Here is a 12,338-nt window from a genome sequence, read left to right on the forward strand (position 1 = left end):
AAATTAGTTAGAGATGAAAAGAAAAATATTGTTTTTAATGCTGAGTGCTTTCATGTATCTCGCTTCAGGCTGCTCCAAGTTTCTGGACATTGAGCCTGTCAGTTCGGCAACCGACGAGAACTTCTGGAAAACGCAGGAAGATGCCAATAGCGCAACCAACGCCATGTATGCGCTGCTGCGCAAGGCCCTAAATCAAGGCAATGGGATGGCCTACTATGCCTATGGCGATTTGCTAACGGACGAAATTACTTCTTCGACCAACGCAGACTTTAATCCGATTGTCAATATGCAGCTCAATACGGCTGTAGCGGCTTCGGAAACCTGGCGGCCCGCGTATCAGCTGCGGCGCTATGATGTCTTCTATCAGGCCATAGACCAGGCCAACCGCGTGATCCAAAAGCTCCCTAAGATGGATGAAAATGCCTTTGACAATGTATCGACCAGGGATTACTATATCGGCGAAGCTTACTTTGTGCGTGCATTTGCCTATTTCTATATGGCGAGGGTATGGGGAACAGTGCCGATTATCACAGAATCTGTGGTGCCCATCAATGCTGTAAATCTCCCGGCAAGTAAAGAGAGTGATGTGCTGGATCAGAGCCAGGCCGATTTAACTAAAGCTTTGACTTTACTGAAATGGAGCAATATTGACCAAGATGATTTTGCCCTGCGTGCAAATACCGGAGCAGCGCTTGCCCTGCAGGCGCACCTGAGTGCATGGCGCGGCGAATATGCGGACTGCATCGAGGCGGCTAAATCGGTATTGGAAAGCGGCGAATATTCTTTTGTGGGAAGGGACAGTCTGAATTACCGCAGTATTTATCAGGGAAAATCCAATGAAGGTATTTTTGAGATTTCCCAAAATGGGGAAAACGAAGGTACAAACTCGGGGATAGGGTACTTCTCGCTAGCCGGGCCTTATTTTCGGACTTTAACAGATCCGATTCTAAGAATCAGTCAGGATTATATTAAAACGCTCTTTAAAGACAGTAACGACAAACGATTTAAAAGTGTGTTTGATATAGTTTATAACGGTAACTATGCGCTGTGTACGAAATATGCGAATGTTAAGTTTTCGAGTAATGCGTCAAATGCCAATGCGATATTTAAAAATAACATCATCATCTTTCGCTATTCTGATATTAAGCTGCTTATGGCAGAGGGATTGGCCGCAACAGGTAAAAATAGCTCCGCAGAAACCATCTTAAATGAAATCCGCACGCAAGCTGGACTGCCTGCCTACACAAATGAGGAACCGCTCATCGAGGCCATCTTTAGCGAAAGAGCGCGCGAGCTTTTTCTGGAAGGCCATCGCTATTACGATCTCGTGCGGTTGTATAAACACTTCAATGTCTATAAATTTCCGGAAGGCAAAATGAACCAGTCGCAATTTAATGCGAAGAAATACCTTTGGCCATTTGACCCATCGTTGTTGTCAACCAATCCGCTGCTGAATCAGACACCATACTGGGGAACCGTCAATATGTAAACCACTAAACCTGAAAAAAATGAAAACCTTATATCGATTTGCGTTGCTGCTGGCTTTTGGACTTACCGTGATCGGTTGCAAGAAAGCGGCTTATCTGACGGATGACGGCCTCCATGTAGCCGAAGTCAATCTGTCTACTTACGATTATCTGGCGGCTCATCCCAATGGGATGTTTGACACCTTGCTGCTGGTGATTGACCATTTTAAACTCAAAGATGAAATTAACAAGGCGAAAACCTTTTGGGCACCGTCGGATTATTCGGTCAACCGCTATTATAAACAGAAGGTAGACTCGGTGAAATATGTGGATGAAAATGCGCAGTATTCTTTTGACCAGTTTCTGAACGAAATACCCGTAGATTCGGTGAGGGCATACATCTATAATGATGCAGCTTACAATTTGGAAACAGCCAGCACAGCGTATACGACGATCAGCAATGCGGCCAATGTGGGTGGATTTGTTTACCATAGACAAAAGCAGCCCAAAGCAGCCTGGTCCTCGCAGCCCGTTTATTATCTATATTATGTGAAAGTGCGTGGCGAGGCCGATCAGATCAGCCCCGATGGTATTGTGACCGTCAAAGAAGATGATCAGGCCGACATGCGCATCTATTGTCAGACGACGGGGATCAAAACGGCCTCAGGAACCATGCTAAATGTATTGGCCAATACACATACGTTTATAGGGGATTTTGTGCCGCGCCTCCTGACGGGGCCTAAAATCGTGGAAAACGGTTCTACGCTTACCTTTACCTACGACCTGAGCATTAAATATGATGCAGCGGGATATACGGGCACGACCGTAGACGTCATGCTTCCGCGTTTAGCCCGCTTTTATGGCGTGGAGAGCGGTGCAATACCGGCGCTGGTGGGTAAGGATATCACTTACTACGCGGTACAGCCCGATGGCAGTTTAAATGCAAACAGTACTGCCAACGCTCCCGGGCACTGGTTCGATACCAAAGGACAGACCTGTTCATGGGGTGCCGATGCACGCATTGTATCTGAGCTGGCAACTTCAACGATGACCTTCAATATTTTGCAATATCCAGGGCAAACGACGGTGGGTAGTACCTATACTGTTCGACAATCGCTCGTATACAAATCAAAGACAAAGGGTGATTTGAATGCTGTTTTTGTGTTCAATGTTAAGATCAAATAAATTATGAAACTAGCGGGATTGATTCGGTTGCAATACCGAATCAACCGGATAGCTTCATTACAAATGAAAAAATAAAACAGATGAAAAAACGAAGTTTTATAATCGGCTTAGCAGGTTTATCCCTAGGACTATTGGATTCCTGCAAGAGTGACCAAATAGGTTATTTAAGTGAAAATTTACGCTATAATGTGGAGAATCTGCAAGTCAACCAGGGGACGGTGGTGTACACGGATGCCATTGTTGCCAATGGAAGCACAACCCCGCTGACCGTCAATCTGGTTGCGGTACGGAACAAGGAAACCGGCGAGCTCTCAACAGAATTTTCAAAAGAACATGAAATATCGACCTACCTGGCTGAAGTCACCTGGCGGGATACAACCCTGGAGCTGTTGAAGGCCAAAATCGGCAAGGCGAAATATCCGCCGATGATGGTCAATGCGACCGGTGGCCGCGTGGGTTTTACACAGGCGACGCAATTTGTGACCCCGGGGCAGTACACCATCGATGTGGAGGTGAGCAATATCGCCGGACAGAAAAAATTTAAGAACATCCTCGATTTTAATGTTATCGGTGCCAAGAAGGAAGATATTTTATTTAAGTCGTGCACGAGTTCGGACTACGGTGCCGAATCCAATTTTCTACCGTATACAGACTATGAGATTGTTGTGGAACATCAGCCGGAAGGAGAAAACAAAATTGTATATCAATGGGAAGATAAAAACGGCAAGCCCTTCAATCCTAAAAAAGGCGAGGTCATCAAGCGTGGCGACCGGCCGACATTCAAAAATTGGTCGCCTTACTATCCGGAGGAAGTTACCGATACGGGGTTGGTGTATCGCTATCCAGATGTTTCGGGGCTGGTGTATCCGATCATGAACGGTACTTATGTAGGCACAGAATTTTGGTCGGGCGATCCCATTTCTTATTACCGTATAGTTGGTACGGCGACTACGCTGGGACGTAATCTTAACCCGGTATCGACCATCAAATTCTACCGAAGTGGTACCTATACCGTTCGCTTCCGTTTTTTGACTGTCACACATAGCTGATCTCTACCTATTAAAAGCGCAAATGATGAAAAGTATAGTATTGCATAAAGTTCTGCTGACACTGGTTTCAGCACTTGTTTTGGTTTCGCAGGGATGCAGCAAAAAAGTGGAAGTTCCTGTAGAGGAAGAGGTCACCACGCCGCCCGTAACTGTGGGGACAGATTCTTTGAAGATTTATAAGCCCAAGGAATTTGAAGGGATGGATTATAACGATAAAGGGAGCAAATGGTCCTATTCGCGCAGCCGTCAGTCGGAGCATTTTATCGTGTTCTGGGGGGCAAGCTATGGGAAGAATGACCCCAATTCGGACGCTGTACCCGAAGAATACCGCGTCGATATTGATGATCTTTTGGCCAAGGCCGAACAGTTTTACGCATTGAACGTCGGCACGCTGAAGTTTGCAGAACGCAAAGTAAACCGATCCAATCTGGATAAATACAAAATGATGATTTTTGTTCATTATACGACAGAATGGATGGCGTATGGTGGTGGTTACGACGATACAATCGGGGCACTGTGGGTTAATCCGGCTACTTGTAAGCCGGTGGGTGCAGTGATTGCCCACGAGATCGGGCATAGTTTTCAATATCAGGTATTTGCCGATCTGAAAGGTGGACATGGATTTCGTTACGGCTACGGCGGAACGAGCGGCAACGGGTTCTGGGAGCAGACCGCGCAATGGCAGGCCTACCAAACCTATCCCGCACAGGCATTTTCGGGCTCCGATTTTCCCGTCTATACCGAAAATTATCATCGCCATATTCATCACGAGAAATATCGTTATGCCAGCTATTTCATCCATTGGTATTGGACAAGTAAACATGGGATCGATATGATTGGCCGCATCTGGCGCGAAGCGTTAAAACCTGAAGATCCGGTGCAGGCCTATATGCGTATAACGGGTATCGATGTGAAACAGTTCAATAATGAGATCTATGATGCGGCGACCCACTTTGTGACCTGGGACCTGAACAGCATCAGGGATTATGGAAAGAATTATATCGGTAAGCTGACGACCAAATTTACGCGGCAATCCAACGGTAGTCTTCGCGTTGCCTATGATCGTTGTCCGGGTACTACAGGTTACAATGTGATTCCGCTGGACCTGCCGGCTGCTGGAACCAAGGTTTCGGTGGCTTTTAAAGGCTTACCAAATGCTGCCGGATTCAATCCGGTGGATGCCAGCCGTGCCGGATGGCGCTATGGCTATGTGGCTTTGTTGAAAGATGGCACGCGGGTATATGGTGACAGGGCGGAGGGCTCGGAGAATACGGTAGCGTTTACTGTTCCGGCCAATTGCAGCAACCTCTGGTTTGTTGTCACAGGCGCCCCATCTGTTTACCAGCCACATGCCTGGGATGATGACGACAGCAATGATGAGCAGTGGCCTTACGAAATCAAAATTCAGGGTACAACGGCTACAGGATACAATGAGGTGAGCAGTCAGCCCAAAGATATCGCGTTGAATTATGACCTGAGCTTCCCGGCAGATGCCACAGGGTATTCGGGTGCGCAGGTAAGCGTCAATGCCGCTCAGCTAGGGGAGGCTTTGGCCATATCTTCGGCAGACCTTGCGGGTTTGATGAGCAGCGGAAAAATTAAGTTCTATGCCGTGGAGCCGAATGGAAGTTTAAATCCCAACAATACGGCCACAGGTTATGGGCATTGGTTTACTGCAGCTGGGGCTGTCACCAATTGGGGCGCCAGTGCGGGCCTGTTTTCAGAATTTAACGCCAGTACGATAACGTTCTCCATCGGTCAATATCCGGGGGCTTTGGCCACTGGAAAGAAATACACCATCAAGCAGGCACTGCTGTATACGTACGAAGGAACGAAAACTGTGCAGGCGACGTTCACATTTAATGTGAATATCAAATAAGAGTATGTTAAAACCACAAGATGAGGTGGTGGTTCATATGTTTATGTTTAGTTTAAGCCACGTCGGGAGATGTGGCTTTTTGTTTTTTTTATTGTTGCTATTGTATCGATGCCTCTGGGCTCTGCGCTTAGCTGTGTCCATTCATCCCGAAAATCATACCGTTCGAATAAATTATTTAGGCAACCGCTGTTAGGCCCATACATTCGTATCAAATTAAAGAATACGAATAATGATCCTAAAATTAATCTATCTAGAGTTGGCCACAATGCTGTTTGCTTGCCGTACCGCTTATGGGGAGACAGGCTGTTCGTTGCAGGATACCACCACCATTAAACCGATACGCTTGAATGAGGTACATGTGTCTGGACGTTTAAATCCCCTTAAAATTGCTCCCGGCAGGCTGACTTATCAGGTCGCTAAAGGCAGCGCCGGTTCTTCGGGTAGCGCCCTGGAGCTGCTGCGTAAAATGCCTGGTGTGAGCATTTTAGCAAATGGTAAGATCAGTTTAAACGGGCAAGCGGGCATTCAACTGCTGGTCGACGGCAATACAAATTTTATGGATGGTGAAAATCTGATCAATTTTTTGGCCTCCATGCCAGCCGCATCGCTCGATGTTGTCGAACTTATTACGCAGCCAGATGCTACAATGGATGCCAATGGTGATGCCCGCTTTATCAATTTGAAACGGATCAACAGGACCGCCCCGGGCCTCAGTGTTTCTTTATCGACCAATGCCGAACAAGGAAAGTACAGCAGAACCTTCCAAAATATCGCCGTGGCCGCCAATACCGCTAAGTTGGCGATGTCGCATACCTATTCTTATGGAGAGGGGACGGAATTAATTGATGTTAATTCGACCAGGTATATCAGCAAGGAGGGGGATAGGGGGGGCAATGCATTGCGATTGGATATGGACGCCGTTAGAAAGAGAAATTATCGCAATCATTATTACAACGGCACGCTCGATTATGCACCAAATGATCACGTGAAAATGGGGACTTATGTATTAATCAACAATCATGAGCGGACCAAACAGGAAGCTGTTCGTTCTAATTTCTTTAACAGCTCTTCACAAGTGGACTCCAGCATAGCAACAGGAAATGTGTTGGGGCATACCTTTAGGAACTTTAGTACCGGAGCTCATTTGACGGTTCAGTTTGGCGCTGGCTCCAAATGGGAAAATTATCTTGATCGGCAACAGTTTAACCAATCCGAAACCCAAGATCAACTGCTGGACAAATTTGGTGCTGATGGTTCAGTAACGGCCTTGCAGCAAAAACTCCGCGGTGAGACGGGAGGAAAGGTTACTATTACAACGGTACAATCGAAATATATGCTCGACATCCGTCCAAATATGACGGCCTCTTTTGGTGGAAAATTGACGCAGGTTAATATGCGTACCAATTCATTTTATCAGCAAACTCATGACAACAGCTGGCAGGAGCGCGCCGACCTGACCAATACATTCGGTCATGCGGAGCAGCTGAAAGCGCTATTTATGCAGACGCGGTTTAGCCCTTCGGACCTCTTCCAAATCGATGTGGGGCTACGATTTGAGGATGCTGCATTTAAGAGCAGGACCGCCATTGATAAGGATACAGATTTTACCATGCTGAGGTCCTATAAAAATTTGTTTCCGAACCTGACCGCGACCTATGCAATGGATGCGGAACAAAAGCTTTCGCTCAATTACCACAGGCGGGTCAATCGTCCAAATTTCAAAGACCTGAGCCCTTTTGTGGAGGTCAACGACCCCTATTTGTACGAGAAGGGAAACGCAGCATTGAAGCCCGAGTTTGTCCATACGATGGAACTGACCTGGTTGTTCAAAAACAGCTATTCGTTGCAGCTGCGCTATAACCTGCGGCAAAATGCGATCAGCAAGAGCTACAACCTGGACGAGCAAAGGCGGACTGTCGTTATGCCGATGAATCTGGAGCACGCATCCAATGTGGGGTTGCGGTTTAATGCAGCGAGTATTTCCCCCCTGAAAAAGTGGAACATACAGCTGAACGGGAACCTAAACTATACCTCTTTTGAATGGCGGACGGCAACTGATGTGCATCGCAACAGGCGGCTGGTACCTTCTTTACAGGTACAAAATACGGTAAGTCTGCCTTTTAAACTCAGTCTCGAGCTCAATGGCTTCTGGAATGGGTCTACTGCCGAGGGGCAAGCTACCATGGCTTCCCTCTGGTCTATGAATACTGCCGTACGCAAAACCATCTTGCAAGACAAATTAACTTTGTATATTTATGCCAATGACCTTTTCAGGACCAACAGGCCTAAAATAACTTTTAGCAGTGATGCTATGGAAGGGAAGTACAGGGAGTTGTACGACAGTAGAGTTATTGGGATCAACCTTTCCTACCGATTACATCGCGGAATGAAAGGTAACCTAAAAAGCGATCGTGCCAATGACCGATTGGAAGAAAATAGCCGGATTAATTACTGATATCATGAGAGCGAACATAGCAAAATTAAGCGGAAACCCCATACACTATCTAGGTCCGGCACTCTGGGGAATCGCTTCTTTCAATATTCTTCGTGTCGTGACAGATATAACCAAGAAAGATGAATTTTGGTCTGGCGGAATTAGGATCCATTCGGTTGGACTGCTTATCTCGGTGGTTTTTTGTTACGTCATAACACTGCTTTGGCGTCGGAGACTGGCGAGGATCTTTGCTGCAAAGCCCACCATCAAACCAAATGTCGCAGTAGAGTATATCGTTGCTGTTGTACAAATCATGGGGATATTGAATCCAACGGTCTTCGTGTCCGAACGCCTGGGCTGGATCTATATGGGGGATGGTTATATTGATTACATCTTGGTTAATGCGATTTATGTTCCCTTATTTCTGCTTTACTACATGTTTTTGCGGAACGAGCGCAGCGACAGAAATATGGCCGACAATCGCATCTATGTGGAACAGATCAAAGCGGACAAGCTAAATACCGAATTGCAGTTATTGAAAAGTCAGTACCACCCACATTTTCTCTTTAATGCGCTTAATACGGTCTATTTTCAAATTGATGAATCCAATACATTGGCAAAAAAAAGTGTCGAACAGCTTTCGGAACTGTTACGTTATCAGATTTATACGGTGGATGAAAAGGTATCGATGGAGCAGGAACTTGCATATTTAAAATCTTATATAGCGTTTCAGCAGCAGCGGTTGACAGCAAGATTGACCGTGCGCACAGACATTGACGGGGATTGGGCAGACATCAGCATCTTTCCTTTGCTTTTTCAGCCTTTAATAGAAAATGCTTTTAAATATGTGCGCGGGCAGTACGAGATCGCAATCTGTCTCAAGCGTCATCCTACTAACATATGCTTCAGCATTTCCAATAGCCTATCCGGGGCCGCGGCAGTTGAGGCGGCAATTCCCCGGGCTGAGGTAGCGGAGTCGGGGGCGGGACTTACCAATCTGAAAAAGAGATTGGCATTGCGCTATCCGCAGCGGCATACCTTGAATACGCATGCCGATACAACGCATTTTTTTGCTGAGTTAATACTAGATTTATAACTGTTTATGAGAGAGATCAGATGTGCTATAGTGGACGATGAACCTTTTGCGCGCAAAGGAATCGCATCCTACATCGAGAAAATAGATTTTTTGAAGCTTGTTGCTGAATGCGAAGATGCGATCGAGTTGAGCCAGTATCTGCGTTTGCATCCCCTTGACCTTATCTTTCTTGATATTGAGATGCCCGAGATATCAGGCTTGGATTACATAGCGAGCCTGAGCAATCCGCCCAAGATAATCGTCGTCTCGGCCTATGAAAAATATGCATTGCGGGGGTATGAGCTGGACGTTGTCGATTATCTGTTAAAACCGGTGCCCTTCGAACGCTTCTTTAAGGCGGCCAATCGGGCATTTGATGTGCTCAGCAGCGCTGCTCCATCTGCAGGTCTGTTGGCAGCTTCTCCAGATGCGCATATTTTTCTGAAGGTGGACAAACAGTTAAAGAAGATTTTTCTGCACGATATCCTATTCGTGCAGAGTATGGGAAACTATGTGATCGTGCAGACGATAGATTCGCAGGAAGTGACCTATTGCAGCCTACAGCAGATGATGAGTACGCTGCCAGCACACCAGTTTATCGCCTGCCATCGATCCTATCTTGTCAATAGGAATAGGATAGCAATCATAGAAGGGAATCAGTTACATGTGGGGGAATACAAAATTCCGATCGCCCGAAATTTAAGGGAGGACGTGATGACATCGATCTTAAATTGCAGTTGAGTGCGTACGTCTTATTCAGCAAAGAATATTGAGCCAGATGATACGCGTATTTTCTTTTCCAAAGGTCTAGTAGAAGTCCATTTTATCCTTATTTTTGGCCCAAATATTTAAACGTTAAGATGGAAGAATTTACGCTGAGGCTATACAGATTAAGAACATATCTAGTGATAGAAGTGTTGGTTTGTTTGATTATGATTTCGGGCATGTATTATTGGTATACACTTCCAAGTGGAGAATTTAACATGTATTCACTATTTGGAGATAATTTGTTCAGCGTAACTTTTGGAATGTTGTTGCTGATGGTTGAGATTGTATTGTTCTTATATGTCATGAACCTCAGCTCCAATTTGATTGCGCTGTTTTTATTACGCAAGTTTAAGATTGTGAAACAAAATGCTGTAATCGCTATTCAGGATGAAAAAACAGATTTTGTTCAAAACATAGAACTAAATTCAGTAAAGCATGTCAACCTTAAGGTTGCCGACGGCTTTCTACGACTTTATTTTTATTCTGAAAAAGGAAATATAGACGGATATGTTTTGGCGCTTCCATTTTATTTTTCTAAATTTTTGGAAAGAAAAAAGATCAAGGAAATACAAAAAACATTGACGAAGATATTTGGTTCAAAACTTAAAGTAGTTTAGCAGGTCCTTTAACGACTTAACTATAGCGATGTTGTTCTTTATATCCTAAAGAATGCCCAAGTTTGAAATATGTATTTTTCATAAAATACCTTCATTAAGTCCATAACAACACCTTTAAAATAGAAAAAGTATGAATGCTTGGAAATTAATTGGTGCCGTGCTGATTTGCCTACTGATCTTTTTTATGATTAAAAATCAGTCCGTTGATTTCTTGAAAAAAAGTGATCAATTGGCCGTGTTTGATCAGCTACCAACCTTAAAACAGGAATGTGCAGTAGATCTTATAGGATTTAGCATGCGGGGTGAATTTTTTGATGTAATACAATATAAGGCCGAAAATATTCTATTAAAGAAAGATATAAAACCCATTTCAAAATGGGGAAATAGAACTATTGCCGGCGATGCAAAAATTGGTCAGTGGAAAGAGTGCCCTATTGACGATGAAACCAAAGCGTTATTTTCACTGGAACTGGATAGTGCTAATTTCGAAAATAGCTGTTTTCAGGAATTGAATAGAAAGCTCAACCAGCCTGGAAATTTTTATGCCTATATCTATGCTGATTCTGGAGGAAGCTATTTTATGTTTTATATCCCTAAAAGCAATAAACTCGTATATATCAGAAGAAATGGGGTTTAGACGAAACTCAATGATAGGCGACGCGTCAGAATACTGCTTTTCATTTATCGATTATGATCTTCGGCAATGATTTCGTCGATCTCATTGCATATCCGCTGTATAGGTTTTGTGAAATAGTGCTGTGCGAGCTGCACCTTTTTTTCTTTACCGTCTTCATTTCGATAGCGTGCCAGAAGCGATACACTCACGGTGATGAGGCCGTACTGTTTGAGTTTATGGATTGTAAATCCCTGTAGGCTTTCCAGCGGAACAGTTACCTCTTTGCCAAACAGCCCTTTGCGTACCCGCATTTCCCGTCTGCCCATATCAATAATAAAATAAGCTCTCAGCAGGGAAATCATCAGGATGACCACAATACCAAGCATCCACCATTTAAAAGAGGACTCCGGCATTTTGACAAAACCTACAATTGCCATTATGGCAAATATAGTGACCAAAGGAACATAGGTGCCCAACTGGGGTTTCATTTTGTATTCATTTCCGTTTCTTTCGAAATTTTTCATGTGTTTATCGCTAATTTAGCTATATCAATATTCCAATCTGCTGATGCGGTTATCTGGTATGTTATAATCGATTTAGAGAGTATCATTATTTGTTGGTGAATTGCGTTAGATATTCAGTAAATGATTACATTTTTTAAGTTTCCAAGTAAATAAAGTTATAAATTTGCTATAGAAAAAAAAAGGCCAAAAAAAACACTTCATTCTTTAATTCTGGATCATTTAATGTGAGTATGATTTCTGAGAGAGGAACAAGTATGAAAGTAATTTATAGTAGACTAGCTTAACAAAATATGAAAAGAGGTGTGCGAATTGTATCGTTTGGGTTTTTATTATTAATCATTGAATATATCATTTGTGTCCTTTTATTTTATATTGAGCCTTATTTTAGGCATGATAGTCAACTAAACCTTGAGCACGCAATAAGAGGAGCTAACGAGGTGAATTCGCTACGTTTAATATTTTACTATCCATTGTGGTGTTTTATTATATTTTATCTATATAATAAAATAGCTTTTAAAAATACATTGATAAAGCTGGCTTTAATTAACGCTGGTTTATATATACTTCTTTCTTTTATTTTTACGTTGATTTTTTCACTGGGGTCTGTATTTGCCTTTTCTTTTTTCTATGATTTGGTAGTAGCTACTTTTGTCAGTCCATTTATTTTATATACAATACCGAACCTAAAAAATTGGTATGCGCAAATTTAATAAGCTACACTTACA

Annotated in this window: 10 protein-coding genes; 9 read left to right on the plus strand and 1 reads right to left on the minus strand. The window is 43.8% G+C overall.

Annotated features, from left to right (window positions below; genetic code table 11):
- Positions 1-13 precede the first annotated feature (13 nt).
- The 9 genes from ACLCDV_RS06635 to ACLCDV_RS06675 all read left to right on the plus strand — a co-directional run bounded on the left by ACLCDV_RS06635 (position 14) and on the right by ACLCDV_RS06675 (position 11,110).
- Complete coding sequence (locus tag ACLCDV_RS06635) at positions 14-1,489, plus strand: RagB/SusD family nutrient uptake outer membrane protein (RefSeq protein WP_083663519.1); 1,476 nt, start codon at positions 14-16, stop codon at positions 1,487-1,489.
- A gap of 19 nt (positions 1,490-1,508) precedes the next feature.
- Positions 1,509-2,651: a DUF4859 domain-containing protein gene (locus ACLCDV_RS06640; RefSeq protein WP_317667982.1), complete on the plus strand. Its 1,143-nt coding sequence runs from the start codon at positions 1,509-1,511 to the stop codon at positions 2,649-2,651.
- Positions 2,652-2,731: 80 nt separating this feature from the next.
- The gene (locus ACLCDV_RS06645; RefSeq protein ID WP_317667981.1) at positions 2,732-3,700 is read left to right on the plus strand and encodes a hypothetical protein; all 969 of its coding nucleotides are present in this window, start codon (positions 2,732-2,734) and stop codon (positions 3,698-3,700) included.
- A gap of 22 nt (positions 3,701-3,722) precedes the next feature.
- The gene (locus ACLCDV_RS06650; protein ID WP_411973204.1) at positions 3,723-5,579 is read left to right on the plus strand and encodes a DUF4859 domain-containing protein; all 1,857 of its coding nucleotides are present in this window, start codon (positions 3,723-3,725) and stop codon (positions 5,577-5,579) included.
- A gap of 229 nt (positions 5,580-5,808) precedes the next feature.
- Positions 5,809-8,034 carry an outer membrane beta-barrel protein gene (locus ACLCDV_RS06655; protein WP_411973205.1) on the plus strand — a complete coding sequence of 742 codons (2,226 nt, stop codon included), beginning with the start codon at positions 5,809-5,811 and terminating at the stop codon, positions 8,032-8,034.
- Positions 8,035-8,038: 4 nt separating this feature from the next.
- Complete coding sequence (locus ACLCDV_RS06660; RefSeq protein ID WP_411973206.1) at positions 8,039-9,109, plus strand: sensor histidine kinase; 1,071 nt, start codon at positions 8,039-8,041, stop codon at positions 9,107-9,109.
- A 6-nt stretch (positions 9,110-9,115) separates the two neighbouring features.
- On the plus strand, positions 9,116-9,829 hold the full coding sequence (locus ACLCDV_RS06665; protein ID WP_411973207.1) for a LytR/AlgR family response regulator transcription factor: 714 nt from the start codon (positions 9,116-9,118) through the stop codon (positions 9,827-9,829).
- A 119-nt stretch (positions 9,830-9,948) separates the two neighbouring features.
- The gene (locus tag ACLCDV_RS06670; RefSeq protein WP_411973208.1) at positions 9,949-10,473 is read left to right on the plus strand and encodes a hypothetical protein; all 525 of its coding nucleotides are present in this window, start codon (positions 9,949-9,951) and stop codon (positions 10,471-10,473) included.
- A 130-nt stretch (positions 10,474-10,603) separates the two neighbouring features.
- On the plus strand, positions 10,604-11,110 hold the full coding sequence (locus tag ACLCDV_RS06675; RefSeq protein ID WP_411973209.1) for a hypothetical protein: 507 nt from the start codon (positions 10,604-10,606) through the stop codon (positions 11,108-11,110).
- 44 nt (positions 11,111-11,154) lie between these two features.
- Here ACLCDV_RS06675 and ACLCDV_RS06680 read toward each other — a convergent pair whose 3' ends face one another.
- Positions 11,155-11,613: a hypothetical protein gene (locus ACLCDV_RS06680; protein WP_411973210.1), complete on the minus strand. Its 459-nt coding sequence runs from the start codon at positions 11,611-11,613 to the stop codon at positions 11,155-11,157.
- Positions 11,614-12,338 lie beyond the last annotated feature (725 nt).

Origin of the sequence: Sphingobacterium sp. Lzh-3, from assembly GCF_046764375.1 — a bacterium.
GTDB lineage: Bacteria > Bacteroidota > Bacteroidia > Sphingobacteriales > Sphingobacteriaceae > Sphingobacterium.

What these genes read in the sequence shown, in the direction of transcription:
- ACLCDV_RS06680 (WP_411973210.1), bottom strand. Translation starts at nt 11,613, where the DNA reads ATGAAAAATTTCGAAAGAAACGGAAATGAATACAAAATGAAACCCCAG.
- ACLCDV_RS06645 (WP_317667981.1), top strand. Translation starts at nt 2,732, where the DNA reads ATGAAAAAACGAAGTTTTATAATCGGCTTAGCAGGTTTATCCCTAGGA.
- ACLCDV_RS06635 (WP_083663519.1), top strand. Translation starts at nt 14, where the DNA reads ATGAAAAGAAAAATATTGTTTTTAATGCTGAGTGCTTTCATGTATCTC.
- ACLCDV_RS06670 (WP_411973208.1), top strand. Translation starts at nt 9,949, where the DNA reads ATGGAAGAATTTACGCTGAGGCTATACAGATTAAGAACATATCTAGTG.
- ACLCDV_RS06655 (WP_411973205.1), top strand. Translation starts at nt 5,809, where the DNA reads ATGATCCTAAAATTAATCTATCTAGAGTTGGCCACAATGCTGTTTGCT.
- ACLCDV_RS06640 (WP_317667982.1), top strand. Translation starts at nt 1,509, where the DNA reads ATGAAAACCTTATATCGATTTGCGTTGCTGCTGGCTTTTGGACTTACC.
- ACLCDV_RS06675 (WP_411973209.1), top strand. Translation starts at nt 10,604, where the DNA reads ATGAATGCTTGGAAATTAATTGGTGCCGTGCTGATTTGCCTACTGATC.
- ACLCDV_RS06660 (WP_411973206.1), top strand. Translation starts at nt 8,039, where the DNA reads ATGAGAGCGAACATAGCAAAATTAAGCGGAAACCCCATACACTATCTA.
- ACLCDV_RS06650 (WP_411973204.1), top strand. Translation starts at nt 3,723, where the DNA reads ATGATGAAAAGTATAGTATTGCATAAAGTTCTGCTGACACTGGTTTCA.
- ACLCDV_RS06665 (WP_411973207.1), top strand. Translation starts at nt 9,116, where the DNA reads ATGAGAGAGATCAGATGTGCTATAGTGGACGATGAACCTTTTGCGCGC.